This window comes from Corynebacterium sp. LK28 (assembly GCF_014335105.1).
GTDB lineage: Bacteria > Actinomycetota > Actinomycetes > Mycobacteriales > Mycobacteriaceae > Corynebacterium > Corynebacterium macclintockiae.
The window spans coordinates 254,091-280,809 of sequence record NZ_PDGZ01000001.1; the positions used below are offsets into that span (position 1 = coordinate 254,091).

A 26,719-nucleotide genomic window follows, 5' to 3' on the forward strand; every position below is an offset into this window, starting at 1 on the left:
CTTAGAGCTTGACCTCCGTGGTGATCGGGCGCTGCAGAACCACCGTGCTCCGCGCGGCGATCTCTAGAGTATTGCCACCGGAGAAACGGCGGGTTTCCTCTGGCACACCGGTCGGCTCTGCCGTATCGACGACGACGGTCCAGCTTTCCTCCTCACTCGGCTCGACGTGCATCACGTTGTGGCGACGCGGCAGGGTGAAGGTGATCGGCTCGTGGTGGGCGTTGAAGCAGAAGATGAAGGAATCGTCCTCCACCGGGCGACCCTGTGGATCCGGCTCCTCGATGGCCATGCCGTTGAGGTGAACCATCAGCGACTTTCCGAAGTCCGCGTTCCAATCGGAATCGGACATCAGGGAGCCGTCCGGGGTGAGCCATGCGATGTCGCGCTTCGCCACGTCCTGGCCCAGCGGGCCGCCGGCCAGGAAGCGACGGCGGCGGAACACCGGGTGCGCCTGGCGCAGGTGGATGAGGTAGCGCGTGAAGGCGTGCAGATCCTCGTCCATGTTTTCCCAGTCCATCCAGGAGATTTCGTTGTCCTGACAGTAGACGTTGTTGTTGCCGCCCTGGGTGCGGCCGATCTCATCGCCGTGGGAAATCATCGGGGTGCCCTGGGAGAGCAAGAGGGTGGTCAGGAAGTTGCGGCGCTGCTTATCGCGCAGCTGCAGGATCTCCTCGTCATCCGTCGGGCCTTCCACGCCACAGTTCCAGGAACGGTTGTGGCTTTCACCGTCACGGTTGTCCTCGCCATTGTCGGAATTGTGCTTCTCGTTGTAGCTGACCAGGTCGTTGAGTGTGAATCCGTCGTGGGCGGTGATGAAGTTGATCGACGCGGTCGGGCGGCGACCGGTGTAGAGGTCGGAGGAGCCCGTCAGGCGGGAGGCGAACTCGCCCAACGTCGAGGGCTCGCCACGCCAGAAATCGCGGACCGTATCGCGATACTTACCATTCCACTCGTTCCACAGAGCCGGGAAGTTACCCACCTGGTAGCCACCCTCCCCGACGTCCCAGGGCTCGGCGATGAGCTTGACCTGGCTAACGATGGGATCCTGCTGCACCAGGTCGAAGAAGGCGGACAGGCGATCGACGTCATGGAACTCGCGGGCCAGTGTGGAGGCCAAGTCGAAGCGGAAACCGTCGATGTGCATTTCCGTGACCCAGTAGCGCAGGGAATCCATGATCAGCTGCAGGGTGTGCGGGTGGCGGACGTTCAGGGAGTTACCCGTACCCGTGTAGTCCATGTAGTGGGCCTCGTCGCCATCGACCAGGCGGTAGTAGGCGGCGTTGTCGATACCACGGAAGTTTTGGGTGGGGCCCATGTGGTTGCCCTCGCTGGTGTGGTTGTAGACCACATCCAGGATCACCTCGATGCCCGCGTCGTGGTAGCTGCGCACCATCTGCTTGAATTCCGCAATCGCGCCCTCCGCGCTGGGGGAGGCCGCGTAGTCGCGGTGCGGGGCGAAGAAGCCCAGGGTGTTGTAGCCCCAGTAGTTGCGCAGTCCCAGCTCCCGCAGGCGGTCGTCGTGGATGAACTGGTGAACCGGCATCAGCTCCACGGCCGTGACGCCCAGATCCTTGAAGTACTCCACGATCGAGTGGTGGCCCAGGCCGGCGTAGGTGCCACGCAGGTGCTCTGGGACATCCGGGTGCGTCATCGTCAGGCCCTTGACATGGGTTTCGTAGATGACGGTCTTGTGCATCTCGATGTTCGGGCGACGGTCGTTGTGCCAGTCGAAGTAGGGGTTGATAACCACCGAGCGCATCGAGTGCGGCGCGGAATCCTCCTGGTTGCGCGCCTCCGGATTATCAGGATCGTTGATGTCGTAGTTGAACAGCGAAGGGTGCCCGTCGTAGGCGCCGTCGAAAGACTTGCCATAGGGGTCCATCAGCAGCTTCGAGGGGTCGCAGCGCAAGCCACGAGCCGGATCCCACGGGCCGTGTACTCGGTAGCCGTAGCGCTGGCCGGGGACGATGCCGGGCAGGTAGCAGTGCCAGATGTCCGCGTCGACTTCCTCCATCTTCACCCGAGTCTCCGCCCCCTGGCTATCGAAGAGGCAGAGTTCCACGGCTTCTGCTACTTCGGTGAACAGGGCAAAGTTGGTGCCGTTGCCGTCAAAGGTGGCGCCGAGAGGGTAGGGCTTTCCAGGCCACCCGACCAGGGGTTCGCCGGGCGCTCGCAATCCACTTTTATCTGACAGTCCGAAAGTCATGTGCACCATTCTAACGGCTAAAACCGCGCAATATTGTTTCTACTCCCAGCACTAGATCCTCCCGTGCTAGGCGGTGGGAACTTCCTGCATCTTCCTCTGCCGTGCCCAGACTCAAGGCCACGCCCTGGCGCGCCTGCAGCTCCAGCGCGGAGCCGAATACGAAACGCAGGAGCAGCTTGGAAGCGGCCTCTGTGACGTCCACGGCACCGTCCACGGCATCGTCCACTACACCGGCATTCAACTCGGTGGCCAGTTCTGCGCCCAGCTCGGCCACCAGTTCTCTGTCAAGCGTGTCGCTGGCCACCGCTGCCAGTGTGATTTCGGCGCCATCGCGGAGGGAGGTGAGGGCGTCAAAAAGAAAAGAACAATAATCGGCCGCACTGCCGGGGCAGGCGGGCACGGCGGTGAGGATTGACTCGGCAATGCCTCCGAGGAGGGCCTGCTTGTTGGGGAAGTGCCAGTACAAGGCGCCGGGCGCGACGTCGAGGGCGCGGGCGAGCCGCCGCATCGTGAGGTCGGCCAGGCCGTACTGCTGCAGGATGTCGACTGCGGTGCTCACGATTTTCTTGCGGTTTAACTGCACAGTGTCCCAGAGTAGTGGACTAGATTGCCGTAGGGTGAGCCACATGAAGTTTCGTGACGGTGCGCTGGACCAGAAGAACCAGCGCCAGTTAATCCCCCGCCCGATCGGGGAAGCAGCGCTGGTCTTATTCGTCACGCTGGTCACGTTTTTGTTGCTGGGCGTGGTGTGGGGCGCGATTCACCCCACATCAGAGCTGAAGGTCACGGCCCACGGGAGCGCTGACACAGTGCCGGGGACGGAGGATGCCTCGTTCCGGGCTTATGTTTACTACCTTGGCCTGACCACTGTGGGCGGCGTTGCGATTACCATCTGGGCTTATCGCACTCGCATCCGTGGTCTGCTGATGATGCTGTGGACCACACTGGCGGTGCTCTGGGGCACGACGGCGACCTGGTCGCTGGGGGCGTGGGTGGCCGATAAGCTGCACTCCGACCCGGTGCCTGCCGACCCGCAGCCGGGGGACGTGATCCAGCTTCTGGAGGTAGCTAACCCCTCGGTGGGGCTGGTGGTGGCCCCGGCGTTGGCGCTGATTGTGTACTGGCTGGGCGCAACGTTCGCCGACCCGGAGGACTTTGAAGGTGAAGGGAAAGGGGAAAAGGGGAAGTAGCCCCTTTAGCTCAGCATTCGTACTAGCGTGGATGGAATGCTGAGCAACATGTTAGAGAGCATCACTCGCGTGGATGGCCGGTGGGACATGCCGGACACAGTCTCCCTCGACGAGTGGGCCACGGAGGTTCGTCGCCTCAAGGAAGAGAAGAATGCGCTGATTCTGGCGCACAATTATCAGCTGCCGGAGATCCAGGACATTGCCGACTACACCGGCGATTCTCTGGCGCTGTCGCGCATTGCCGCGGAGACGGACGCCGACGTGATCGTCTTCTGCGGTGTGCACTTTATGGCGGAGACCGCGAAGATTCTGTCGCCGGAGAAAACCGTTCTTATTCCGGACGCCGCCGCGGGGTGTTCGCTGGCTGATTCCCTTACGGCCGACGAGCTGCGCGAGTGGAAGGCCGAGCACCCGGAGGCCGTGGTGGTCAGCTACGTGAACACTACCGCCGACGTGAAGGCATTGACGGATATCTGCTGCACCAGCTCCAATGCTGTCGATGTGGTGGCCAGCCTGCCGGAGGATCAGGAGGTGCTGTTCGGGCCCGATCAGTTCCTCGGCGCGCACGTGCGCCGCGAAACCGGGAGGGACAACATCCACGTCTGGGCGGGCGAGTGCCACGTGCATGCGGGGATCTCTGGGCAAGAGTTAAGCCAGCAGGCGCACGACAACCCGACGGCCGACCTGTTTATCCACCCGGAGTGTGGCTGCGCGAACTCCGCGATCTACTTGGCCGGGGAGGGCATTGTGGAACCCGAGCGGGTGAAGATGCTGTCTACCGGCGACATGATCACGCAAGCGAAGGCAACCAGCCAGTCCACCGTTCTGGTGGCTACCGAGGTCGGCATGCTGCACCAGCTACGGCAAGCAGCCCCGGGCGTGGACTTCCGTGCCGTCAACGACCGGGCAGCCTGCACGTACATGAAGATGATCACCCCGGCGGCGCTGCTGCGCTGCCTGGCACTCGGCGAGGACGAGGTGACGGTGGATGAGGAGACCGCGGCGGCGGCGCGCCGGTCCGTGGAACGCATGATCGCTATCGGCAACCCGGGAAGTGGGGAATAGTGGACCACGGAGAAGTCGACCACGGAGAAGTCGAACACGGAGACATCGAACACAGCGAAACGGAACTGCCTTACCCGAACCAACTCACAGATCCCTCCCGTATAAGGGCTGCGTACCTGCGCATGGCGAAGGTAGCGCTGGAAGAGGACTTCGGTGATGGTGCGGATGTCAGCACCTTGGCCACCGTGCCCGCCGAGGCGACCGGTGTGAAGGTCATGCGCGCTCGACAGTCGGGTGTTATTAGTGGTCTGGATGCAGTGGACATTGTCGCGGAGGTCGCCGCAGATCGGCACGTGGACGTCACCGCGGTGGTGGCCGATGGAGACCGGGTGGAAGCGGGGGACGAGGTCGCCCGCGTCGAAGGCAAGATCCAGCACATCTTAATGCTGGAGCGCACGCTGCTGAACATTCTGAGCCACGCCTCCGGCATCGCCACGCAGACCCGCGCCTGGGTCGACGTGGTGGAAGCTGCGGCCACTAGCCCGCGCGGATGCCGGGTGCGCGATTCCCGCAAGACCTTGCCGGGCATGCGCATGCTGGAAAAGCGCGCGATCGTGCACGGCGGTGGCTACCCGCACCGCTACAACCTGGGCGACCAGGTGATGGTCAAGGACAATCACGTCGAACTGTCGAGTGCCGCCGAAGCCTATGCGCGGGTGCGGGATTTCTTGGGGGAGGACGCCACCACGTGGGTAGAGGTCGAAGTGGATAACCTTAACCAGCTCGCGGAGCTGCTGGCCACTGATCGGCCCCACCCGCCCCAGGTGCTGCTGGATAACTTCAGCGTGGAAGTTACCCGCAAGGCAGTGGAGCTGCGCAACCAGCTGGCCCCGCAGGTGCTGTTGGAATCTTCCGGCGGGCTGACGCTCGACGTCGCCGGGGACTACGCCGCTGCCGGCGTGGAGTCCGTGGCCGTTGGGGGCCTGACCCACAGCGTGCAGGCGCTGGACATCGGGCTGGATTAAGCCACGTACCCTATCAAGATTCCCACCGCTCCAGCGCGGCCAGGCGGCGTTCGTCGATCTCCGCGGCGATCGCTTCGTGGCCCAATTCTGTGGCCGCCACCAGTGCCATCGTGTAGCTGCCGATGGTGCGCTCGTCGTCGGCGCTGAACTCGGACCACTCCGCCACCAGGCGCGCATTCGCCAGGGCTTCCTCAAACAGTCCGCAGTTCAGTGCGGCCTCCGCCAGTGTGTAGCGCAGGTTTAGCACCGCGGGGGATAGGGGACAGCCCGCGGTGGCGTCCAGCTCGGCGTTGGCCAGTTCCCAGGCCTCGCCGGGGTATCCCTCGCCCAGCAGAGCCATCGCCGCCAACCCCGCGCAGCGCAACGCAATCACTCCCGCGTCGAGTTCACCTGCCAGCGCCATGCAGGTTCTCCAGTGATCGGCGACGGACAAAAGGGAACTCGCTTCGCTCTCTGCCGCCCGGAACATCTCGAAATGCGCCAGCATGTCGTGCGCCTCGTACAGCGAAACTGTTTGCGCGCCGGAGCCGCCACCGCTCGACACAGAGTCTTCCTCGCCTTCTTCCAGCCTCTCGACCAGTGCCGTGACCAGCTCGAAAGCCTCTTCGCGGCGCCCGCGGAACCAGGCCTCTTGGGCGAACCACAGCTGCCGGTCGGCCGCGCTCGGGGGTTTCCGGCCGAACCGGCGCACAAGTTTGGCGAAGGTATCGGCGAAGTCGCACGCGGTGGCGTCATCCTCCAAAGAACCAGAAAGGTTCGTAGCCACCGCAAAGCCCGTCGTGGCCGCCGAAGTCAGCCGATCGGCAACAGTTGGGTCGAGGTCGCGGTGCGTGATGTGCGGAGCCTCGCCGAGGGTGGGGGAATCCGGGTGCGGGCGAAAGTCGTCGAACCCCTGCGCCAGCTGTGCCAGCATTTCGCTCGGCGAGTGCAGCTCGGCGAAGGCGGTGGGGTCTTCCTCCTGGGCGAGAGCCTGGTGGGCCAGCAGAGCAAAGGCCTCCAGCGCCAGCGCGTGATCGTCGTGGCTGCGCGCCCAATGCCGCAGGTCGCGTAGCGCGCCGACCGCCTCGTCGGCGAAGCCCAAGTGGTCCGCGGCGCTGGCCCGCATGCTGTAGAACTCGCCGCGCAGCTCGTCCGGAACCTCGTCCGGGGTGGCCAGCCAGTACTGCCGGGCGAAGTCGCTGGCTAGGCGCCAACTCGTCGCAGCGTGCGCCCCCGAAGCGGCGGCCGAGCGACTGTCGCGGAGCAGTGAAAGGAGTGTCTGGGCCATGGCGTAAACTCTAGCCCAGCATTAAATGAAGCACTCGGAAGGAAGCTGCGTACACCATGACCCTCGCCCAGCTGGACTTTAGCCGGATCGACCTGCGTGGGCAGGCCCCAACGACCGCCGAGCTGCGCCGCCGACTTCCCCGTGGAGGGACAGACGTAGACGCGGTGATTCCCACCGTCGCTCCCATTGTCGACCAGGTGCGTACGGGTGGTGCGCGCGCGGCGCTGGAGATCGGGCAGCGTTTCGATGGCGTGACCCCGGATTCGGTGCGGGTTCCTGCCGAGGTTATTGACGCCGCCGTGGGCACGTTGGCCGACGGCGTCATCGCTGCACTCGAGGATGCCATTGAGCGCGTGCGTGCATTCCACTCCGCCATTCGCCCCGCCGACAAGCAGGTGGAGGTCGCGCCGGGTGGCACTGTGACCGAGCGCTTCATCCCCGTTCAGCGCGTGGGCCTATACGCGCCGGGCGGCAACGCGGTGTACCCGTCGAGCGTGATTATGAACGTCGTGCCAGCCCAGGAGGCCGGAGTGGAATCGCTCGTGGTGGCCTCCCCGCCCCAGGGGGGCGGCTGGCCACACCCGACCGTGCTGGCGGCCTGCAAACTGCTGGGGGTGGAAGAGGTCTGGGCTGTCGGTGGCGCGCAGGCGGTCGCACTGCTGGCTCACGGTTCCACTGCCGACGGTGGGGAGGAGCTGGAGCCGGTGGATATGGTGACCGGCCCGGGCAACATCTTCGTCACCGCGGCCAAGCGACTGTGCCGTTCCGTGGTGGGCATCGACTCCGAGGCAGGGCCGACCGAGATCGCCGTGCTCGCAGACGACAGTGCCGATGCGGTGGAGATCGCCTACGACCTGATTAGCCAGGCAGAGCACGACACGATGGCGGCCTCCGTGTTAATCACCGATAGCGAGAAGCTGGCCGACGCAGTGGTGGCCGAGATGAACGAGCGCTACCACATCACCCAGAACTCGGAGCGCGTGGCAGAGGCACTGAACGGCCAGCAGTCCGGTGTGGTGCTGGTCGACGACATCGCCGCGGGCATCCGTGCGGCCAACGCTTATGGGGCGGAGCACCTGGAGATTCACACCAAGGACTCCCACGAGGTAGCCGCACAGATCACTAACGCTGGTGCGATCTTCATCGGCCGCTTCAGCCCGGTGCCGCTGGGCGACTACGCAGCGGGCTCCAACCACGTGCTGCCGACCTCCGGCGCGGCCCGGCATTCCTCCGGTCTGTCCACCCTGACATTCCTGAAGTCCGTGCACGTCATCGACTACAACGAAGAAGGCCTGCGGGGCGTGGCCGACACGGTGATTACCCTGTCGAAGTCCGAGGGGCTGCCCGCGCACGGCGAGGCCATCAGCGCACGTATCAACGCGACGGAGGGTTAAGAACCATGACCGAGCAGAAGATTTCGCTATCCGACCTGCCGCTGCGCGAGGAGCTGCGCGGCAAGTCCGCCTACGGCGCCCCGCAGCTGCATGTTGCCAATCAACTCAACACCAACGAGAACCCATATCCGCCGTCGCAGGAGATCGTCGAGGGCATCGCCCGGCGCGTGGCGGAGCTGGGCCAGCAGCTGAACCGCTATCCCGACCGCGACGCAGTGGGGCTACGTGCGGCCCTAGCGGCTTATGTGAGCGAGCAGACGGGTGTGGGCGTCACAAAAGAACAGGTATGGGCGGCCAACGGTTCCAACGAAGTACTGCAGCAACTCCTGCAGGCATTTGGTGGGCCCGGGCGTAGTGCGATGGGTTTCGTGCCGAGCTACTCCATGCACCCGATCCTGGCGGCAGGTACGCAGACCGAGTTCATTTCGGTCGAGCGTCGCGCCGAGAACCGCTTCGCGATTAATGTTGAAGAGGCGCTCGCGGCCATCGCGGAACACGCCCCTGACGTGGTGTTTATCACCACCCCCAACAATCCCACCGGCAACATCACGCCCCTGGCCGACATCGAGCGGATCCTACAGGCAGCCCCCGGAATCGTGATCGTGGACGAGGCCTACGCGGAGTTTTCCGACGAGCCTTCAGCGGTGGGACTGCTAGAGGACTACCCGACGAAGCTGGTGGTTTCCCGCACCATGTCCAAGGCCTTCGACTTTGCCGGCGGACGGCTGGGGTACTTCGTGGCCGACCCGGCTTTCATCGAAGCTGTGATGCTGGTGCGCCTGCCATACCACCTGGCCACCCTGTCGCAGGCGGCGGCGGAGGTGGCACTGGAACACTCCGCGGCAACGCTGCAGACGGTGGCGAAGCTGCGCGAGGAACGCGACCGGGTTGTCGCCGAGCTGCGCGAGCTGGGCTTCGACGTCATTGATTCGCATTCCAACTTTGTGTTCTTCGGCAACTTCGACAAGCTAGGCGACGCGCCCACGGTGTGGCAGCGCTTCCTCGACCGCGAAGTGCTGATCCGCGACGTCGGCGTGCCGGGCTGGCTGCGCGCGACCGTCGGACTGCCGGAGGAAAACGACGCTTTTCTTGCCGCCGCGGCGCAGATGATGGACGATTAGGCTGACGTTTCAAGAGGAAAAGACAGCAAAAGACGGAGAGGTAGGTACAGAGACACCGTGGCAACGAACCCCACCCCGCGCATCGGGAAGGCCCAGCGCGCCACCAAAGAATCGGACATTCAGGTTGAGTGGAACCTGGACGGCACCGGCAAGACCGACATCGATACGGGTCTGCCGTTCTTTGACCATATGCTGACTGCCCTCGGCGCACACGGCTCTTTTGACCTGACCGTGCACGCCCGTGGCGACGTGGAGATCGACGCCCACCACACCGTGGAAGACACCGGCATCGTCATGGGCCAGGCGCTGGCGCAGGCCCTGGGAGACAAGGCGGGCATCCGTCGCTTCGGTGATGCCTTCATCCCCATGGACGAAACTCTGGCGCACGCGGCAGTGGACGTATCCGGTCGTCCGTACTACGTGGGCGTGGGGGAGCCGGAGCAGATGCTGAGCGCCGTGATCGGTGGACACTACGCCACGGTGATTAACCAGCACTTCTTCGAGACGCTGGCGCTGAACGCACGCATCGCGCTGCACGTGCGCTGCCTGTACGGCCGCGACCCGCACCACATCACCGAAGCGGAGTTTAAAGCCGTGGCCCGCGCGCTACGCGCCGCAGTGGAGGACGACCCGCGCGTAGGTGGGGTGCCATCGACCAAGGGAACGCTGTAATGGCGCGCCCGAAGGCGCTGAGCATTGAAGAACTAGAAAAGATCGATTCCGTGTGGCAGGCCCCCGGGCTGAAGGCCACGCTGGTCTCGGTCTTCTGTGCTTTCGGTGGTTGGGCGCTACTTCTGCCGGTCATCCCCATGGCCGTGATCGCTGGGGGCGGAACCGATAGCGTGGCCGGCCTGTCCACGGGCGTGTTCATGGCCGCGACTGTTCTTACGCAGGCCTTTACTCCGCGCTTGCTGCGCGGAGTGGGCTACACCCCGGTGATGTTCGGCGCGGGTCTGCTGCTGGGACTACCGGCTCTGGTTTATGTTGCGGACATGTCGGCGGTGACGGTGCTGGCGATCGCCGCGGTGCGTGGCGTGGGCTTCGGCGCGGTGACGGTGACGGAGGCTGCGCTGATCGCAGAGCTGGTGCCGCCCAGGCTGGTGGGCCGGTCGTCTGGCGTGTTCGGCGCGACGGTGGGTGTGACACAGCTGATCAGCTTCCCGCTGGGCATGTGGCTATACGACAGCTACGGCCTGGCCTGGGCGTGTGCCGCGGCTGCGGTGTACTCGATCGTCGGCGCGCTGGCGGCGCTGCGCCTGCCGAAGGTGGAGCGCGAGAATTCGCCCGGCGTGGCGGCCGACATTCCCGCTAACGCGACCGCACAGGCGGACTTCACCCCGGCAGCCCCGCGCGTGGCGACGTGGAAGCTGGCCACCGTGCCGGGTCTGTCCATCGGTGCGGCGGCCGTGGGTTTTGCCTCTTTCAGCACGTTCCTGGCGCCTGCCGCGGGCGAGATCGACGCTGGCGTGGCCGCCACGATCTCTGGCCTGGCGCTGAGCGTGGTGGGGCTGATGCAGATCGGTTCGCGATTGTTCAGCGGTTGGTACGCCGACCGGGTGGGCGAGCCGGGGCGCCTCAACGCGCTGGGCTTGGTTCTGTGCGTGGTGGGCCTCGGATCCGCCGCGGTGATGCTGGGTGTGCATCCCAGTGGCGGGCTGCTACTGGGATGGTCGTTGCTGTCGGCTGCGCTGTTCGGTGCGGGCTTCGGCATTAACCAGACCGAGGCGCTGTTGATGCTGTTCGATCGCCTTCCCAGGGAGGAATCCGCCAAGGCTTCCGCATTGTGGAACATGACCTTCGACGGTGGCACGGGAGCGGGTGCGATCCTGCTGGGCTTCGTTGCTGGAGCGCTGACGTACCAGGGTGCGTTCGTGGCGGCCGGGGCGGTTGCCGCGTTCGGTTGTGTGGTGGCTGTCCTCGACCGAATCGTGGGGCGTCACCGCGTAACCGACTACGGCAATGTCCGCGAGACCCTGCGTAGAGTACGCCGACGTGAATTGCGCCCGGGTAAGTCCGGCTAGACTAACTGGTTATGACTCCTTCGACTTCTCTTTCTTCTCGACGCCCACACGTCGCCCTGCTGGACTACGGCAGCGGAAATGTACGTTCTGCCCAGCGAGCCGTAGAAAAAGCCGGCGCCGAGGTAGAAGTGACGAAGGACCCGGAAGTGGTACAGCGGGCCGACGGCTTGCTGGTGCCGGGTGTGGGGGCATACAGCGCGTGCATGAAGCAGCTGCACAGTGTGTACGGTGATCGCCTGATCGGCCAGCGCTTGGCGGGAGGACGCCCGGTGTTGGGCATCTGCGTGGGCATGCAGATCCTTTTCGATCGGGGAGTGGAGTTCGCGGAAGGCGCTGGGGACGGCGCTGGGGACGGCACTGGTACTGGGGATGGGGAAAGTGCTTTTACTGAAGGAATGGGCGAATGGCCGGGCACCGTGGAAAAGCTGGATGCCGACGTGCTGCCGCACATGGGGTGGAACACGGTAGAGCGTGGCGACGGATCCTCCGCCAGCGCTCTGGGCGCGGCGGCGAGCGAGCCGTCGAAGATGTTCGCCGGGATCGAGGATTCTGAGCGGTTCTACTTTGTGCACTCCTACGGCGTGCGGGAGTGGGAGCTAATGACCGACGGACGCACGGAGCCCCCGCTGGTGCACTGGGCAGCTCACGGACGCAGCCGCTTCGTGGCGGCCGTGGAAAACGGCCCGCTGTGGGCCACGCAGTTTCACCCGGAGAAGTCGGGGGAGGCGGGCATTCGCCTTCTGCGCAACTGGGTGGAGACACTTTAGCTCTAGAACTAGCACTAGTTTCCCTGTTTCAAACGTCGCCGAAGTTTATACGCGTTAGGATTCTCCCTATGGCTTCTACAGATAACTCCAGTGCCCTGACCTTGCTTCCTGCCGTCGACGTTGCCGACGGCCAAGCCGTCCGCCTAGTACAGGGCGCAGCGGGCACGGAAACCAGCTACGGAGCGCCGATCGAGGCAGCCCTGGCCTGGCAGAACGCGGGGGCGGAGTGGATCCATCTGGTGGATCTGGACGCCGCGTTCGGTAGGGGCAGCAACTTTGAGCTTCTCAAGGAAGTCACCGGCCAGCTGGACGTCAACGTTGAGCTGAGCGGCGGCATCCGCGACGATGAGTCGCTGGAGCGCGCCCTATCCACCGGCTGCCGCCGGGTGAACATCGGCACCGCCGCACTGGAAGACCCCGACTGGTGCGAGTCTGTTATCGCCCGCTACGGCGACAAGGTCGCCATCGGCCTGGATACCCGCGAGATTGACGGCGAGTGGCGCCTGCGCGGTCGCGGCTGGACCTCCGACGGCGGTGAGCTGTGGGAGGTGCTGGAGCGCCTGGACTCCCAGGGAGTGTCCCGACTCGTGGTCACCGACGTCAGCCGTGATGGCATGCTGAACGGCCCGAACATCGATCTGCTGCGCGACGTGGCGGCTGCCACCGATGCGCCGGTCGTGGCCTCTGGTGGTATCTCCAGCCTGGATGACATCCGTGCGCTGACCGCCGTGGTGAACGAGGGCGTGGATTCTGCGATTGTGGGCAAGGCCCTGTACGCCGGCAAGTTCACCCTGGAGCAGGCCTTGGAAGTCGCGAGCGGGGTCGATAACTAATGACAGCCTTCCACGGAGTCCCCCCAGAAGAGCTGGATACCCGCTCGCTGCTGGCCATTGCCGAGGCCGCAGTGGACGAAGCGGAAACGACTTTCACCGCAGCCGTCGGCGCGGAGCCCGAGGTCATCAAGTCCCCCGGTGATTTCGCCACTGAGGCGGATCTGACCGTCGAGCGCCAGCTACGCACTCTGTTGACCCAATACACTGGCCTGCCCGTGCACGGCGAGGAGTTCGGCACGGTCCGCCCCGGTGAGGTTCCGGGGGAGAATATCACCGAGCCGAACCCCAGCGACGCGATGGCCGACGGCCTGGACGGCCCGCGACGGAAATCCCTGGAAGCCGGGGACCAAGAGCTGCCGGAGACCTTCTGGGTCGTCGACCCCATCGACGGCACGGCCAACTACGCGGTGGGCAACCCCTTTGCCTGCATCCTGGTTTCCTTGGTGCACCAGGGGCAGACCATGGTTTCTGTGACCGAGATGCCGCTGCTGGGCAAGCGCATCACCGCGCGACGTGGCGAGGGACTGCTGGTGGATGGGCACCCGGCTCGGGCCATGCCGCCATCGGACCCGGGCGTGACCCAGATCAGCTTCGGCTCTATCCTGTCGCAGCGCCGCGGTAACCTGCCGATTTCCTACCGCCAGGACATGCTGAACGAGATCGGCAAGTCCTACCCACGCATGCGCGTCACCGGCTCGGTGGGCATCGACCTGGCCTTCACCGCCGCCGGCGTGTTCGGCGGGACGGTGACATTCAGCCCGAACCTGTGGGACAACGCTGCGGGCATCCTCGCGGTGGAAGAAAACGGCGGCATTGCCACCGACTTCGCGGGCAATCCCTGGCGCCCGGGCGTGTCCGGCCTGGTCGCCGGCGAGCCAGAGGTACACGCCACCATCCTGCAGCACATCCAGGCTGTGCCGATCGGCACAGCCGCCCGCAACGCCCAGGAGATCCGCGATCGAGGAGGCATCCGATGAGCGTTACCGTGCGCGTCATCCCTTGTTTGGACGTGGACAACGGCCGCGTAGTCAAGGGCGTGAACTTCGAGGGTCTGCGCGACGCGGGTGATCCCGTGGAGCTGGCGAAGCGCTACGACGCGCTCGGCGCTGACGAGTTGACCTTCCTGGACGTTTCCGCCTCCAAGGACGGCCGTGGCACCATGCTGGACGTCGTCCGCCGCACCGCAGACCAGGTATTTATCCCGCTGACCGTCGGCGGGGGAGTACGCAGCGAGGAAGACGTGGACGCCTTGCTGCGCGCCGGAGCCGACAAGGTCTCCGTCAACTCTTCCGCCGTCGCCCGCCCCGAGCTGTTGCGGGAGCTTTCGCAGCGCTTCGGCGCGCAGTGCATCGTGCTATCGGTGGACGCCCGCCGCGTGAAGGATCCCTCCGAGGCGGACAAGTACCCCTCCGGTTTCGAGGTCACCACCCACGGCGGTACCAAGTCCGCTGGGCTGGACGCCATCGACTGGGCCCGCAAGGGCGAGGAACTGGGCGTGGGGGAGATCCTGCTGAACTCCATGGATGGCGACGGAACCAAGGCCGGCTTCGATATCGAGATGCTGCAGTCCGTACGCAAGGCCGTCTCCATCCCGGTCATCGCCTCCGGTGGCGCAGGCGCCCCGGAGCACTTCCCGCCCGCCGTGGAAGCCGGCGCAGATGCGGTACTAGCTGCCTCTATCTTCCACTTCCAAGAAGTGGAGATCAGCGAAGTCAAGCAGGCCCTGGCCGACGCGGGCTACGAGGTGCGCTTGTGAGCAGCCCAGACCCCAACACAGATCCGGCAACCTACGACCTAGACCCAGTCATCGCCGAGCGCGTCCGCTTCAACGCAGACGGCCTCGTGCCCGCTATCGTCCAGGACGTCGACAATGGCGATGTGCTGATGATGGCGTGGATGAACGACCACGCCCTGGCCCATACCCTGGCCACCAAGAAGGGCACCTACTGGTCCCGATCCCGCCAGTCCTATTGGATCAAGGGCGAAACTAGCGGCCACACCCAGCGCGTCGAAGAGGTGCGCCTGGACTGTGACGGCGACACGGTGCTGCTGAAGATCGAGCAGACCGGTGCTGCGTGCCACACCGGCGACCGCACTTGTTTCGACGCCGACCGCTTGGCCTAGCATGTTAGCCATGGGTGACAATACTTCGAGCCATTCCGTCGGTGAACTGACAAGCCGCGACACTTTCCGCGAGCTCGCGGCGAAGCACCGCGTGGTGCCCGTCGTGCGCAAAGTCCTCGCCGATGGAGAGACCGCACTGTCGGCCTACCGCAAGCTCGCAGACGGCCGCCCCGGCACGTTCCTGTTGGAATCGGCAGCGCACGGCCAGTCGTGGGATCGGTACTCCTTCATCGGCACTGGCGCCCGCTGCGCGCTGACCGCTAAGGGCAGCGTGGACGGCGGCGCTGCGCGCTGGATTGGCCAGCCGCCCGTCGACATCCCCGCGGGCACCGATCCGCTGGACGCGATCCGCAACACCCTGACCCACCTGCAGACCGCTCCGATGCCGGGCCTGCCACCGCTGACCAGCGGCCTTGTGGGATACATGGGCTACGACATGATCCGCTACATCGAATCCGTGCCGGACACCTGCACCGACGACCTGGATATTCCCGACATGGTGCAGCTGCTGGTCGAGGACATGGCCGTCGTCGATCACCACGAGGGAACGATCTGGCTGATCGCCAGCGTGATCAACTGGGATAACTCCGACGAGCGCGTGGACGAGGCCTACGACGAGGCAGTGGAGCGGCTAGGCACCATGGTGGAACGGCTGGCCACGGGCGACGCGGGGGGCGTCACTACCTACGACAACCCTGCGCCCGACTACCGCAGACAGCGCACCTACGACGACCACCGCGAGCGCATCGGCAAGGTCAAGGAGCACATCAAGGCTGGCGATGCCTTCCAGGTGGTGCTGTCGCAGCGCTTCGAGATGGATACCGACGTTGACCCGATCGATATCTATCGCATGCTGCGGGTATCGAACCCTTCGCCCTACATGTACTTGGTCAATGTTCCTACCGAGGGTTTTGACGCCACAGCGTTCCACATCATCGGCTCCTCCCCGGAATCGCTGGTGCAGGTCCGGGATGGCGATGTCACGACATTCCCGATCGCCGGATCCAGACCGCGCGGCGAGACGGTGGAGCAGGACTTCGCCTTCGAGCGCGAGCTGGTCAATGACGAGAAGGAGAACTCGGAGCACCTGATGCTGGTGGATCTGGGGCGCAACGACCTCGGGCGCGTGAGTAAACCCGGCACGGTGGAGGTGCACGACTTTAGGCACGTGGAGCGCTATTCCGCAGTGATGCACCTGGTCTCCGGTGTGACGGGCAAGCTGGCCGCGGGCAAGACAGCGGTGGATGCGTTCACCGCGACTTTCCCGGCTGGCACGCTGTCGGGAGCGCCGAAGCCCTCGGCGCTCAAGATCATCGACGAGCTGGAGGACACGCGCCGCGGGGTCTACGGCGGCACGGTCGGTTACTTCGATTTTTCCGGCAACACCGATCAGTCCATCGCCATCCGCACCGGGCTGTACAAGGACGGCACGGTGTACGTCCAGGCTGGCGGGGGAATCGTTGCCGATTCGGACCCCGAGGCTGAGGACTTGGAAACCCGCAACAAGGCCGCGGCAGTGCTGCGAGCAGTAGCGGCGGCGGAGACCATGAAGAACGCAGGGGAGAAGCAGTGAGCAAGGTAGAGGACGTAACACAGAAAGCCAAGCGCATCCGACAGATCGCTCTGCTGTGCGTGGTGCTGAGCGCCGCGGGGCTGTGGGGCGCAAGTCGCCTGAAGTTCGTGACCGTGGCCGTCGACGACGACAAGGCCGGAGCCTCGACCAAGGAGCTCGTGGGCTCCGTGTGGGATCCCGCGTTGGTGCCCTTGGCGCTGGCGATGGTGGCCTCGCTGATCCTGTCGATCGCGGTGCAGCCGATGGTTCGACGCATCCTGGGCGTAGTGATCGCAGCGCTGGCGGCCACCGCCAGCTTCCGTGCCGTGCAGCTGCTGGGCAACGACGTAGACCTCGCGCGAGCCAAGAGCCTGCTATCCAGCGGGGCGGCCACGCAGAAGGAATCCGACCCGGTGCAGATCTCCGAGTGGGCACAGGTGGTCAGCGGCGAAGTGCACACGATGGGAATCGTGCTAGTGCTCCTCGCCGCCGCCCTCGGCGTGGTCGGCGGTGCGATCCTTATTCTGCGCCCGGGCGAGCAGTCCAAGGGACACAGCCGCTACGAAACCCCGGAGGTGCGCCGCGCGGACGCAGAGGAAGACCTCGCAGAGAATCCGGACTCCACCCGCGTGCTGTGGGATGCCCTGGATGCGGGGGTGGATCCGACCGAAGAATCCGATTTCTCCCGCACCAAGCGCGGGCGATAAGCTTTGAAATGTGACACACATGACTGTTCTCGACCAGATCATCGCCGGAGTACTCGAAGACCAGGCCGAGCGCGAAGCCAAGATTCCCTATAAGGAAATCAAGGCCATGTCGCTGGACGCCCCTCCGGCAATGGATGCCCACGCTGCGCTGGCCGCCCCAGGGGTCAGCCTCATTGCTGAAGTGAAGCGTGCCAGCCCCTCCAAGGGCCACCTCGCCGACATCGCCGAGCCTGAAGTTCTCGCCAAGGCCTACGAGGATAACGGCGCGACGGCGATCAGCTGCCTCACCGAAGAGCGCCGGTTCAAAGGCTCACTCGCCGACTTCGACGCAGTGCGCAGCGCCGTGAATATTCCACTGCTGCGCAAGGACTTCATCGTCAACCCCTACCAAATCCACGAAGCCCGCGCCCACGGCGCTGACATTGTGCTGCTGATCGTCGCCGCCCTCGAACAGCAGCGGTTGGAATCCCTGCTGGATCGCATCGAGACCCTGGGCATGACCGCCCTCGTCGAAGTACACACCGCAGAGGAAGCAGAACGCGCCGTCGCGGCCGGTTCGAAGGTGATCGGCGTTAACGCCCGAAACCTCAAGACCCTGGACGTTGACCCGGAAGTGTTCGGCAAGATCGCCCCGCTGCTTCCGGACGGCGTCGTGAAGATCGCAGAATCAGGCGTCAAGAATAAAAACGACCTCAACGCGTATGCCGCAGCGGGCGCGGACGCAGTGCTTGTCGGCGAGGGGCTGGTCACCGCAGGTAACCCCGCACAGGCGTGCCGGGACCTCGCAGCAGCCGGGAAACACCCCGCTTGCCCACAGAAGAGTTCCTAACCGATAGCATGTGACACTGTGACTACCGAAAAGACCTCCAAGAACGCCGACGCGCAGGGCAAGCGCCTGCCGACGGTAGGCGAGATTCTGGGCACCGCCACCCACCACGAACCCGACGAGCGCGGACATTGGGGGGAATTCGGTGGCCGCTACGTCCCGGAAGCCCTCATGGCCGTGATCGAGGAGATCACCGATGCTTGGGCGAAGGCGCGCTCTGACCAGGCTTACCTGGATCAACTCGACGAGCTGCATCGCACCTACACGGGGCGCCCGTCGCCGCTGTACTACGCCGCGCGCTTCTCCGAGGCTGTGGGTGCGCACGTGTGGCTGAAGCGCGAGGACCTGAACCACACCGGCTCCCACAAGATCAACAACGTGCTGGGCCAGGTGTTGCTGGCTAAGCGCATGGGCAAGACCCGCGTGATCGCGGAGACCGGCGCGGGACAACACGGCGTGGCCACGGCGACGGCTTGCGCTCTGCTTGGTATTGAGTGCCGGATCTACATGGGGGCTGTGGACGCCGAACGCCAGGCCCTGAACATCGCCCGCATGCGCCTGCTGGGTGCCCACGTGGAAGTGGTGCAGATCGGCTCCCGCACCCTCAAGGACGCCATCAACGAGGCCATGCGCTACTGGGTATCCAACGCTGATGACACCTACTACTGCTTCGGTACCGCCGCCGGCCCGCACCCATTTCCACAGATGGTGCGCGATCTGCAGCGCGTCATCGGCGTGGAGGCGCGCCAGCAGCTGCTGGCCGAGACCGGCAAGTTGCCCGACGCAGTCATCGCCTGCGTGGGCGGTGGCTCCAACGCAATTGGTCTTTTCCACCCGTTCATCGAGGACGAGGGCGTGGAAATCATCGGTGCCGAGGCCGCCGGCGACGGTATGGAGACCGGCCGCCACGCTGCGCCGATCACCCTGGGAATGCAGGGCGTGTTCCAAGGCGCATACGCAGACCTGATGCAGGACGAGGACGGGCAGATCATCGAATCGCACTCCATTTCTGCTGGCCTGGACTACCCGGGCGTGGGGCCGGAGCACTCCAAGCTGCACGCCGAGGGGCGCGCCCGCTACCTGCCTATCACCGACGCGGAGGCCATGGACGGTTTCCAACAGCTGACCCGCCTGGAGGGCATCATCCCCGCCATCGAGTCTTCCCACGCCGTGGCCGCCGCAGTCAAGGTTGCCGCCGAGAAGCCGGGCGCGACGCTGATCGTCAACGTCTCCGGCCGCGGCGACAAGGACGTAACGACGGCTGCGAAGTGGTTCGACATGCTGGGCCAAACGAGCAAGAAGGACAGCTAACCCATGACCTCCCGACTTTCACAGGTTTTCACCGACGCGCGCGCCGATGGGCGGGCCGCACTCGTGGCCTACTTCCCGGCCGGCTACCCTACGGTGGCTAAGTCCAAGGAACTGGTCGAGGAGTTGGCGCAGCACGCCGACTTGATTGAGGTGGGAATTCCATTCACCGATCCGATGATGGACGGCCCCACCATCCAGGCCGCCGCCGACGAGGCGCTGGCTAATGGCTTCCGCGTGAGAGACGCTCTCGACGTGGTCCGGGCCGTCACCGAGGCCGGCGGCCAGGCCGTCATCATGTCCTATTGGAACCCCGTGCTGCAGTACGGCCCGGAAAAGTTCGCCGCCGACCTGGCCGCCGCCGGGGGACTGGGATCCATCATCCCGGATCTGCTGCCGGAGGAAGCCGAGCGCTGGGCGGAGGCCTGCAAGGCCAACGACCTATCGCCGGTCTATCTTGTCGCGCCGTCTACCACGCCCGAGCGTATGGCCCTAACTGTGGACGCCGCCGACGGCTTCATCTACGCTGCGTCCCACATGGGAGTAACGGGGGCACAGGATGAAGTCTCGCACTCCGCCGAGGAACTCGTTGCCCGCGTCCGCGAAGCCACGGATCTGCCGGTGGCAGTGGGGCTGGGCGTGAAGTCAGGGGAACATGCGGCGAACATCGCCTCCTACGCTGACGGCGTGATCGTCGGCTCCGCCCTCATCCAGGCCGCTGCCGAAGGCAAGCTGGGCGAGCTGGCCGCCGAGCTGGCACGAGGTGTTCGCGCATGATCGCGGCGGCCATTCCATCGCCGCCCCAAGGGGTGTGGGAGCTAGGCCCCATCCCCCTCCGCGCTTACGCGCTGTGCATCCTCACCGGCGTGATCGTGGCCTACTTCTGGACGCGCCGGCGCTACGCCAAGCTCGGCGGCGACCCGGAAGTGGCCGTCGACGCGCTGCTGGTTGCCGTGCCCGCGGGCATTATCGGCGCCCGGCTCTACCACGTGATCACCGACCACGATAAGTACTTCGGCGAGGGGAAAGACCCAACGCAGGTCTTCAACATCACCAACGGAGGATTGGGAATCTGGGGCGGAATCGTGCTCGGCTCCCTGGCCGTGTGGTTGCTCTTCAAGGCGAAGAAGCTGCCACTAGGCACCTTCGCCGCCGCCGCGGCTCCCACGATCCCGCTGGCGCAGGCCATCGGGCGCCTGGGCAACTGGTTCAACCAAGAGCTCTACGGAGGGCCAAGCGATTCCCCCTGGGCCCTGGAAATCTACCGTCGCGTGGATGAAAACGGCTATTCCGCACCAGTCACCGGACACTCCACCGGCGAAGTGCTGGCCACGGTACAGCCGACGTTCCTTTACGAACTGCTGTGGAACCTGCTCGTCGTTGCGCTGGTGCTCATCGCCGAGCGCCACTGGCGGGTCAGCGGGGGCAGGCTGTTCACCCTCTACGTCATGGGGTACACCTTCGGGCGCTTCTTCATCGAAAACATCCGCACCGATGCAGCCACCACTGTCTTCGGGGATATACGCATCAACGTCGTGGTTTCGGCAGTGGTGTTCCTCGCTGCGACAGCGCTGTTCGTCTGGTGGACAATCAAGGAACGCAAGCGAGAGGGCGTCACTACCTAAGAAGTAGCGAGGACAACGGCGCAGGGCTATCCTCGAACTCGTGAATAGAAGAACCAAGATTGTATGCACCCTGGGTCCCGCGGTCGCCTCGAAAGAGCAGATCCGCGGGCTCGTAGACGCAGGAATGAACGTTGCGCGCCTGAACTTCTCCCACGGCGAGCACGCTGATCACGAGCAGAACTACAACTGGGTTCGAGAGGCGACCGACGAGTCCGGCAAGGCCGTCGGTGTGCTGGCCGACCTGCAAGGGCCGAAGATCCGCCTGGGACGCTTCGCCGAGGGCGCAACCGTGTGGGCAACCGGCGAAACCGTGCGTATTACCGTCGACGACGTGCAGGGCACGCACGATCGCGTGTCCACGACCTACAAGGGTCTGGCTCGCGACGCACGCCCCGGCGACCGGCTGCTGGTCGACGATGGCAAGATCGCGCTGGTGTGTAAGGAAGTCGACGGCAACGACGTCGTGTGCGAGGTCACCGAGGGTGGCCCGGTTTCCAACAACAAGGGTGTGTCCCTGCCGGGCATGAATATCTCCGTGCCGGCGCTGAGCGAGAAGGACACCGAGGATCTGCGCTTCGCCTTGCAGCTGGGCGTGGACTTCATTGCCCTGTCCTTCGTGCGCAGCCCCTCCGACGTGGAGCTGGTGCGCGACATCATGGACGAAGTTGGCCGCCGCGTGCCGGTGATCGCCAAGCTAGAGAAGCCGGAAGCCGTCGACGCGCTGGAGCCCGTCATCCTGGCCTTCGATGCCATCATGGTTGCCCGTGGTGACCTGGGCGTAGAAGTACCGTTGGAGGACGTGCCACTGGTACAAAAGCGCGCCATCCAGATCGCCCGCGAGAACGCCAAGCCGGTGATCGTGGCGACGCAGATGCTGGACTCCATGATCGAGAACTCCCGCCCGACGCGCGCCGAGGCCTCCGACGTGGCCAACGCCGTGCTCGACGGTGCGGATGCGGTGATGCTCTCCGGCGAAACCTCCGTGGGCAAGCATCCGATTACCACAGTAGAGACCATGGCCCGCATCGTGCGCGCCGCAGAGATCGACGGTGAAGTACCGCCGCTGACGCACCGCCCGCGCACCCGCCGCGGCGTGATCTCCTACGCAGCCAAGGATATCGGCGAGCGCCTCAACGCGAAGGCACTCGTGGCCTTCACGTCCTCCGGCGATACTGCCAAACGCGTGGCGCGCCTACGTTCGCACTTGCCGCTGCTGGTTTTCACGCCCTCCCAGGCGGTGCGCTCGCAGCTGGCGCTGACGTGGGGCGTGGAAACATTCCTCATCGAAGACGTGAAGTCCACCGACGAAATGATGGACACAGTCGACCACCACCTGTTGGCCATGCCGGAGTACAAGTACGACGACATGATGGTCGTCGTCGCCGGCTCCCCGCCCGGGATCTCCGGCAACACCAACATGATCCAGGTGCACCTGCTGGGTCAGGAGCGGAAGAGGTAACTCAAGGTCGCGGCCAACGCCGCGTCCGTGGAAGTGCCCAGCGCCTCAATGCTCGGCGCGAAAGCACCATGGTGGTTGCCGGGCACCGGCTCGCCGGAATTCCACAGTTCAGGATCCGTGGTGCCAATCGTCCAGAACAAGTACGGCACCTTGAAATGACGCGGGATCTCTGAGAAATCCTCGGAAGCGGTCCACGGTTCGGCGTCAATAGAATCTTCCCCGAAAACCGCATCGAACACGGGGCGAACATGCTCGAACGTGCTGGGCGAGTTGTCGGTCAACTCACCGTGGGCGGAGTAAACAAACTCGGGCGGGACCTCACAGCCAGAGGCATCGCACTCGGCGCGGACGACCCGCTCGATCGCGGCGTAGGTCTTGTCGCGCACGCCCGTGTCGTAGAAACGGCAGTTCAGAACCAAAGTTGCCGTGTCGGGGATCGTGTTGTTCGTGTGCCCGGCCGATAGCGTGCCGACGGTGATGACGGCGAAATCGGACGGCGCAACCTCGCGGCCAACGATGCCCTGCAGGCGCACCACAATCATCGCGGCGAGGAACGTCGGATCGATGGAATCCTGCGGGCTCGAACCGTGGGAAGACTTGCCGTGCAGAGTGATGGTGATCGTGTCGCACGCCGCCAAAACCGGGCCGGGCGCCGACATCACAGTGCCGAGCCGACCAGGCAGAATGTGCTGGCCCAAACACACATCGGGGGTGGGGATCTTGTCAGCCAGGCCATCGTTGATCATGTTGCTGGCGCCGGCGGTTACTTCCTCCGCGGGCTGGAACAGCGCAATGAAGGTGCCGTGCCATGCGTCGCGACGTTCGTCCAGGACGGCGCACAGCCCCATCAGCGCCGTGGCGTGCATATCGTGGCCACAGGCGTGCATTACGCCGTCGTTCTTGGACGCATAGGGCAGGCCCGTGATTTCCTGCACGGGCAGGGCATCAAAGTCGGCGCGCATCAGCACGGTCGGCTCGTCTGCGTTGGTTTCGGCGCTCCCCGGATTGCGGAACACCGCCGTGATGCCGTGGCCGCCGATGCCCGTCGTGACCTCGCAGTCCATCTGCGCCAGTCGCGCGGTGATGTGCTTCGCCGTCTGCTCTTCCTGCAGCGACAGTTCGGGGTTTTCGTGCATCCACTGGTAAAAGCTGTCCTGCCAGCTGAGGTCGACACCGTGGTTCGAAATGAACTCGGCGATGTTCGCTGTTGCCGCTTCGTTGCTCATTGCGGTGCTCTCTTTCTTTCCTATTGACGCCTACGTCTCCGCTTAACGGATCGCTGGGTTGTACTTCAGCATGTTGGGGCGAGTGGCGCAGTCGTCGCCGAGACGGATCCCTGGGGCGAGCAGGCCTTCCTCCTGGGCGGTGTACAGGGCATTGAGAACCCGGTCGCGCAGGTCGGCGGGGGAGATGGTGTTGATGTAGATTTTCGTGCCGCCTTCGAATCCAGCCATGGTGGACACGCGCCACTTAATCACGATGCGCCAGGGCATGGGCACGTCAACGTCGAGGGGACGGTGCAGCCACTCTTCGTTGCAGGAGACGTGTGGCCCGGCGGCGACGTGGCAGGCGTGAACCAAATCCGAGACGGCGTCGCGTTCGGCGTCCGACATCAGCCAAGGTTCGGTCGTGGCGGACTTGGAGAAAACCTCGAGGGTCGGCCAACGGTGCCCGAAGCCTGCGAAGGCGATGGCGTGGTCGTTCTCGGCGAAGACGAGGTTGTGGCGGGCAGCGTAGTCCACAGCCCATTCGTTGTACATGTTCGGGTTAGCGCGGACCTGGGCGATTTCGAGTTCGTTCTGCAGGCCGTGCTCGTCGATGGCGACGAGTTGCTTGTGGAGGTGCTCGAAGCTGGCGCCCGCGGGGGCTAGCCAGTTCTGGAAGGCGGCAACGTAGCGCACGTAGCGGTTGGCGCGGTAGAGGTGATCCATGCCGTCGACAGTGAAGGCGATGAAGTGCCGGTGGTTTTCCCAGCCGAGCGTGCCACTGGAGGCCAGCTGGTCGGTGGTGTCGGCGCCGGGGACGTAGTGGTCGCGGGCGATGATCACATCGTGGCCGCCAGCGAAGAGGCCGGTGCTTTTTTCGTAGAGGGTCTGTAGGCGGTTGTCGGGGGAGAAGAGCTCGTCGAGTTCTTCCCGAGTCATGCCACTGGCAGACCACTTGGCACGCAGTATCTGCTCTACGTGGTCTTGGCCGGCTTCTTCGGCAAGGTAGTCGGTCATGTGCTTCGCCGCCGCGGGGTTCATGCGGTAGCCGTAGTTCATGAGCCAGTAGTCGTAGGTCAGGATCTCGAAGAGGTTGGCCACGCGGCGGAATAGCGGCTCGGTGTCTTCCAGCTTGCTGACGGGCAGACCTCGCAGGATGTGGGCCTTGCCGTCTTCGTCCAGCACCAGGCGGGCTTTCTCCGGTGGGGTATCCAGCTTGCGATTCAGCCCAAATGCGGTGGCGGAGTCGCGGTCGCCTACGGTGCGGACCTCCGGCCGGTGCTCGGCGATGGGGCGGTTGCCGCGGCCGGGGACTGTCCACACTTCGGTGCCGGAAAACGGATTGACCTGTTTGATCGTCCCGTCCGGCAGGGTGGTTAGGGGTGGCACGGGCGCTGGGTGCGAAGCATGGGAACCAATCACGGCACACAGTTTAGTCGTTTTCCTATTCCGCCGATCACACTGTCGGGGCTTGACCGTGCTTGCTGTTCGCCACCGCGTGCTGCCACACTAGGGGAATGCCAAAGATTATTTTCCGGCTGCTGGCCAACAAAGAGCAGCTGGCTGCCATCGTGCAGGACTTCCGCTCCATGATCTCCGCCCTCGGCGAGGCGTTTGAGGGCACGCTGAATCTCCAGTCCGGGCTCCCTGCAGACCCCGAACTGGTCGCTACCTGGGTGGAGCTCTTCGGCGAAAGCCCCGATGAGGGATCCGACCCCGCCACCGGCGCCGAGCTAACTGTCGACGTTATCCGCTATGACATCGGTTCCGTATCCGGCCTAGCGATGCACTTCGCCGAGCTCCTCACGACTCGCGAGAAGGAACCTGCCGAGCCGATTCTGCGCCAGGTTCAGGATGATCCTGGCACACCCCGCGTGCCGTGGCACGTCACTGTGGCTTCGGTATAACCCCCCTTGCGTGTGTGGTGAATTCCTCCCCGTGGTGGTTCACCCACTTGATCGTCCAGCCCCCGTCGTCGGTGCTTGCCCGCCACTGACCGTTGGTTTTCAGGTTGTGGTGGGTGCGGCATAAGCACTGCATGTTCCGCACATCCGTCGGTCCGCCGTCCGCGGGCGCTTTGTGGTTGTACGGAACGATGTGGTCTTTGTCGCACATTGGTGCGGGGTGTTCGCAACCGGGGAATCGGCATGTCCCGTCCCGTCCGACTATGAATTCCTTCATTTCCCTGCTTGGTGTGTACTGTTCCACGGCCGGCGGCACTGTCACGCTATCGACTTTCGTGGCGAACCCTTCGTAGTAATCGGCCTGTTTAGTGCTGATTGCGCCGACTCCCGGGATGAACCCTGGCCCGTTTTCCCACCGGAATACGTGCACGTGCACCACCGTGTTGGGTTCTTCGCCGCTGATCAGCCCTGCGATTACGTCTAGCCGCGCTTGCGCCAGATCGCAGTCCGTCTCGTCGGCCAGGGCCTTCGCCTTCTTCGTTACCGCTTCCCACATGCGCTGCGATTGGTCTTTAGGCATGTTCAGCGTCCACCGGGAAAGCTCGGCGGTTCCGCCCAGCGTCGTCACGGATCCCCGCGTCGCGGATCGTTCCTCCGCCGCTGCCTTCTCTCCTTCGGCAAAGGGGGTAGGGAAGTCTCGCGCGATCACTTCGCACAGGTATTCGCCTAGCTCCTTCGCCGTCGGTCCGTCTTCGCGTGCGCTGATGCAGTCCACCGCGTGTTTTTCTAGGTAGCGGTTGAACTGTTCCATGTCCATGATCGCGTGCCCTGCATCGTCGGGCTCTGTCAGCTGTGCTGCGTAGGTTTTCCGCACCCGCCACACTTGTTCTAGGTGCCGCACGCCGATCATTCCGGCTTTGAGCGCTGCCAGCCCGAGCATGTTCATTACTGCGAGTATCTGTGCCGCGTGCGAGAACACTATCGCATCCGCCGTCCCCGCCTTCCGCAGCGCTTGTATCCGCGCCACGGTCGGGTCGTCGATCACGCTGTATGCATACGCCGCGTCGACCCTATTACACATCCGCCGCATCTCGTCGGCATCCATTTTTGCCCCCTTCTTGTCCGAGTGCCGCTTACCTTACACACGGCCCCGGACAACCCCTTCCCCTTCTTATCGACG

The 26,719-nt window shown here is 64.6% G+C and carries 26 protein-coding genes; 20 read left to right on the forward strand and 6 right to left on the reverse strand.

The window, feature by feature from the left end:
* Window position 1 precedes the first annotated feature (1 nt).
* The gene (gene glgX / locus CRD15_RS01115) at window positions 2-2,206 is read right to left on the reverse strand and encodes a glycogen debranching protein GlgX (protein WP_051891444.1); all 2,205 of its coding nucleotides are present in this window, start codon (window positions 2,204-2,206) and stop codon (window positions 2-4) included.
* 10 nt (window positions 2,207-2,216) lie between these two features.
* Window positions 2,217-2,765: a TetR family transcriptional regulator gene (locus tag CRD15_RS01120; protein ID WP_187401691.1), complete on the reverse strand. Its 549-nt coding sequence runs from the start codon at window positions 2,763-2,765 to the stop codon at window positions 2,217-2,219.
* A 67-nt stretch (window positions 2,766-2,832) separates the two neighbouring features.
* Between CRD15_RS01120 and CRD15_RS01125 the strand changes: the two genes are divergently transcribed.
* The 3 genes from CRD15_RS01125 to nadC are packed head-to-tail and all read left to right on the forward strand — an operon-like array spanning window position 2,833 to window position 5,426.
* Window positions 2,833-3,396, forward strand: coding sequence for a membrane protein (locus CRD15_RS01125; RefSeq protein WP_034970026.1), 564 nt, complete (start codon window positions 2,833-2,835; stop codon window positions 3,394-3,396).
* Between the two features lie 36 nt (window positions 3,397-3,432).
* Window positions 3,433-4,461, forward strand: a complete 1,029-nt coding sequence (gene nadA, locus CRD15_RS01130) for a quinolinate synthase NadA (RefSeq protein ID WP_187401692.1) — start codon at window positions 3,433-3,435, stop codon at window positions 4,459-4,461.
* Entirely contained in the window at window positions 4,461-5,426 is a 966-nt protein-coding gene (gene nadC, locus CRD15_RS01135; RefSeq protein WP_237743903.1) for a carboxylating nicotinate-nucleotide diphosphorylase, read from the forward strand. The genes nadA and nadC overlap by 1 nt, the downstream gene beginning before the upstream one ends.
* Before the next feature lie 13 nt (window positions 5,427-5,439).
* On the opposite strand, the gene CRD15_RS01140 is transcribed toward nadC, so the two are convergent.
* On the reverse strand, window positions 5,440-6,693 hold the full coding sequence (locus tag CRD15_RS01140; RefSeq protein ID WP_187401693.1) for a hypothetical protein: 1,254 nt from the start codon (window positions 6,691-6,693) through the stop codon (window positions 5,440-5,442).
* Between the two features lie 56 nt (window positions 6,694-6,749).
* Between CRD15_RS01140 and hisD the strand changes: the two genes are divergently transcribed.
* From hisD to pyk, 16 genes are all read left to right on the forward strand, one after another.
* Entirely contained in the window at window positions 6,750-8,087 is a 1,338-nt protein-coding gene (hisD, locus tag CRD15_RS01145; protein ID WP_187401694.1) for a histidinol dehydrogenase, read from the forward strand.
* Between the two features lie 5 nt (window positions 8,088-8,092).
* A complete protein-coding gene (locus CRD15_RS01150) occupies window positions 8,093-9,208 on the forward strand; it encodes a histidinol-phosphate transaminase (RefSeq protein ID WP_187401695.1) in 1,116 nt (371 codons plus the stop codon).
* A gap of 57 nt (window positions 9,209-9,265) precedes the next feature.
* On the forward strand, window positions 9,266-9,880 hold the full coding sequence (gene hisB, locus CRD15_RS01155) for an imidazoleglycerol-phosphate dehydratase HisB (RefSeq protein WP_034970008.1): 615 nt from the start codon (window positions 9,266-9,268) through the stop codon (window positions 9,878-9,880).
* Window positions 9,880-11,229, forward strand: coding sequence for an MFS transporter (locus CRD15_RS01160; protein WP_034970007.1), 1,350 nt, complete (start codon window positions 9,880-9,882; stop codon window positions 11,227-11,229). Before hisB ends, CRD15_RS01160 begins: the two co-directional genes overlap by 1 nt.
* A gap of 11 nt (window positions 11,230-11,240) precedes the next feature.
* The gene (locus CRD15_RS01165) at window positions 11,241-11,996 is read left to right on the forward strand and encodes an imidazole glycerol phosphate synthase subunit HisH (RefSeq protein WP_043012203.1); all 756 of its coding nucleotides are present in this window, start codon (window positions 11,241-11,243) and stop codon (window positions 11,994-11,996) included.
* Between the two features lie 68 nt (window positions 11,997-12,064).
* Window positions 12,065-12,829, forward strand: coding sequence for a bifunctional 1-(5-phosphoribosyl)-5-((5-phosphoribosylamino)methylideneamino)imidazole-4-carboxamide isomerase/phosphoribosylanthranilate isomerase PriA (priA, locus tag CRD15_RS01170; RefSeq protein WP_035001435.1), 765 nt, complete (start codon window positions 12,065-12,067; stop codon window positions 12,827-12,829).
* Window positions 12,829-13,806, forward strand: a complete 978-nt coding sequence (locus CRD15_RS01175; RefSeq protein ID WP_034972128.1) for an inositol monophosphatase — start codon at window positions 12,829-12,831, stop codon at window positions 13,804-13,806. The genes priA and CRD15_RS01175 overlap by 1 nt, the downstream gene beginning before the upstream one ends.
* Window positions 13,803-14,585, forward strand: a complete 783-nt coding sequence (gene hisF, locus CRD15_RS01180; RefSeq protein ID WP_034991778.1) for an imidazole glycerol phosphate synthase subunit HisF — start codon at window positions 13,803-13,805, stop codon at window positions 14,583-14,585. The genes CRD15_RS01175 and hisF overlap by 4 nt, the downstream gene beginning before the upstream one ends.
* Window positions 14,582-14,953 (forward strand): phosphoribosyl-AMP cyclohydrolase, encoded by a 372-nt coding sequence (gene hisI, locus CRD15_RS01185; RefSeq protein ID WP_187401696.1) that lies wholly within the window; start codon window positions 14,582-14,584, stop codon window positions 14,951-14,953. The genes hisF and hisI overlap by 4 nt, the downstream gene beginning before the upstream one ends.
* 1 nt (window position 14,954) lies before the next feature.
* A complete protein-coding gene (locus tag CRD15_RS01190; RefSeq protein ID WP_187401697.1) occupies window positions 14,955-16,526 on the forward strand; it encodes an anthranilate synthase component I in 1,572 nt (523 codons plus the stop codon).
* Window positions 16,523-17,212: a TIGR02234 family membrane protein gene (locus CRD15_RS01195; protein WP_187401698.1), complete on the forward strand. Its 690-nt coding sequence runs from the start codon at window positions 16,523-16,525 to the stop codon at window positions 17,210-17,212. Before CRD15_RS01190 ends, CRD15_RS01195 begins: the two co-directional genes overlap by 4 nt.
* 19 nt (window positions 17,213-17,231) lie before the next feature.
* On the forward strand, window positions 17,232-18,041 hold the full coding sequence (gene trpC, locus CRD15_RS01200; protein WP_035001437.1) for an indole-3-glycerol phosphate synthase TrpC: 810 nt from the start codon (window positions 17,232-17,234) through the stop codon (window positions 18,039-18,041).
* Window positions 18,042-18,059: 18 nt separating this feature from the next.
* Complete coding sequence (trpB, locus tag CRD15_RS01205) at window positions 18,060-19,349, forward strand: tryptophan synthase subunit beta (protein WP_187401699.1); 1,290 nt, start codon at window positions 18,060-18,062, stop codon at window positions 19,347-19,349.
* 3 nt (window positions 19,350-19,352) lie between these two features.
* Window positions 19,353-20,123 carry a tryptophan synthase subunit alpha gene (gene trpA, locus CRD15_RS01210; RefSeq protein ID WP_187401700.1) on the forward strand — a complete coding sequence of 257 codons (771 nt, stop codon included), beginning with the start codon at window positions 19,353-19,355 and terminating at the stop codon, window positions 20,121-20,123.
* Window positions 20,120-20,971, forward strand: a complete 852-nt coding sequence (gene lgt, locus CRD15_RS01215) for a prolipoprotein diacylglyceryl transferase (protein WP_187401701.1) — start codon at window positions 20,120-20,122, stop codon at window positions 20,969-20,971. Before trpA ends, lgt begins: the two co-directional genes overlap by 4 nt.
* Window positions 20,972-21,011: 40 nt before the next feature.
* Window positions 21,012-22,430, forward strand: coding sequence for a pyruvate kinase (pyk, locus tag CRD15_RS01220; protein ID WP_051879479.1), 1,419 nt, complete (start codon window positions 21,012-21,014; stop codon window positions 22,428-22,430).
* Here the strand turns inward: pyk and CRD15_RS01225 are convergent.
* Window positions 22,412-23,656, reverse strand: a complete 1,245-nt coding sequence (locus CRD15_RS01225) for an amidohydrolase (RefSeq protein WP_187401702.1) — start codon at window positions 23,654-23,656, stop codon at window positions 22,412-22,414. The genes pyk and CRD15_RS01225 overlap by 19 nt on opposite strands.
* Window positions 23,657-23,698: 42 nt before the next feature.
* A complete protein-coding gene (locus CRD15_RS01230; protein WP_034969957.1) occupies window positions 23,699-25,057 on the reverse strand; it encodes a DUF4921 family protein in 1,359 nt (452 codons plus the stop codon).
* 95 nt (window positions 25,058-25,152) lie between these two features.
* Between CRD15_RS01230 and CRD15_RS01235 the strand changes: the two genes are divergently transcribed.
* Window positions 25,153-25,542, forward strand: a complete 390-nt coding sequence (locus CRD15_RS01235) for a hypothetical protein (RefSeq protein WP_187401703.1) — start codon at window positions 25,153-25,155, stop codon at window positions 25,540-25,542.
* Here the strand turns inward: CRD15_RS01235 and CRD15_RS01240 are convergent.
* The gene (locus CRD15_RS01240; RefSeq protein WP_187401704.1) at window positions 25,523-26,644 is read right to left on the reverse strand and encodes an HNH endonuclease signature motif containing protein; all 1,122 of its coding nucleotides are present in this window, start codon (window positions 26,642-26,644) and stop codon (window positions 25,523-25,525) included. The genes CRD15_RS01235 and CRD15_RS01240 overlap by 20 nt on opposite strands.
* Window positions 26,645-26,719 lie beyond the last annotated feature (75 nt).

Bases quoted from the DNA above. Each gene is read 5' to 3' on its own strand.
- CRD15_RS01125 (WP_034970026.1), top strand. From the start codon at position 2,833: ATGAAGTTTCGTGACGGTGCGCTGGACCAGAAGAACCAGCGCCAGTTA.
- CRD15_RS01240 (WP_187401704.1), bottom strand. From the start codon at position 26,644: ATGGATGCCGACGAGATGCGGCGGATGTGTAATAGGGTCGACGCGGCG.
- CRD15_RS01190 (WP_187401697.1), top strand. From the start codon at position 14,955: ATGTTAGCCATGGGTGACAATACTTCGAGCCATTCCGTCGGTGAACTG.
- hisD (WP_187401694.1), top strand. From the start codon at position 6,750: ATGACCCTCGCCCAGCTGGACTTTAGCCGGATCGACCTGCGTGGGCAG.
- glgX (WP_051891444.1), bottom strand. From the start codon at position 2,206: ATGACTTTCGGACTGTCAGATAAAAGTGGATTGCGAGCGCCCGGCGAA.
- trpA (WP_187401700.1), top strand. From the start codon at position 19,353: ATGACCTCCCGACTTTCACAGGTTTTCACCGACGCGCGCGCCGATGGG.
- nadA (WP_187401692.1), top strand. From the start codon at position 3,433: ATGCTGAGCAACATGTTAGAGAGCATCACTCGCGTGGATGGCCGGTGG.
- CRD15_RS01235 (WP_187401703.1), top strand. From the start codon at position 25,153: ATGCCAAAGATTATTTTCCGGCTGCTGGCCAACAAAGAGCAGCTGGCT.
- CRD15_RS01140 (WP_187401693.1), bottom strand. From the start codon at position 6,693: ATGGCCCAGACACTCCTTTCACTGCTCCGCGACAGTCGCTCGGCCGCC.
- lgt (WP_187401701.1), top strand. From the start codon at position 20,120: ATGATCGCGGCGGCCATTCCATCGCCGCCCCAAGGGGTGTGGGAGCTA.
- CRD15_RS01175 (WP_034972128.1), top strand. From the start codon at position 12,829: ATGACAGCCTTCCACGGAGTCCCCCCAGAAGAGCTGGATACCCGCTCG.
- hisF (WP_034991778.1), top strand. From the start codon at position 13,803: ATGAGCGTTACCGTGCGCGTCATCCCTTGTTTGGACGTGGACAACGGC.
- CRD15_RS01225 (WP_187401702.1), bottom strand. From the start codon at position 23,656: ATGAGCAACGAAGCGGCAACAGCGAACATCGCCGAGTTCATTTCGAAC.
- trpC (WP_035001437.1), top strand. From the start codon at position 17,232: ATGACTGTTCTCGACCAGATCATCGCCGGAGTACTCGAAGACCAGGCC.
- CRD15_RS01165 (WP_043012203.1), top strand. From the start codon at position 11,241: ATGACTCCTTCGACTTCTCTTTCTTCTCGACGCCCACACGTCGCCCTG.
- CRD15_RS01150 (WP_187401695.1), top strand. From the start codon at position 8,093: ATGACCGAGCAGAAGATTTCGCTATCCGACCTGCCGCTGCGCGAGGAG.
- priA (WP_035001435.1), top strand. From the start codon at position 12,065: ATGGCTTCTACAGATAACTCCAGTGCCCTGACCTTGCTTCCTGCCGTC.
- CRD15_RS01160 (WP_034970007.1), top strand. From the start codon at position 9,880: ATGGCGCGCCCGAAGGCGCTGAGCATTGAAGAACTAGAAAAGATCGAT.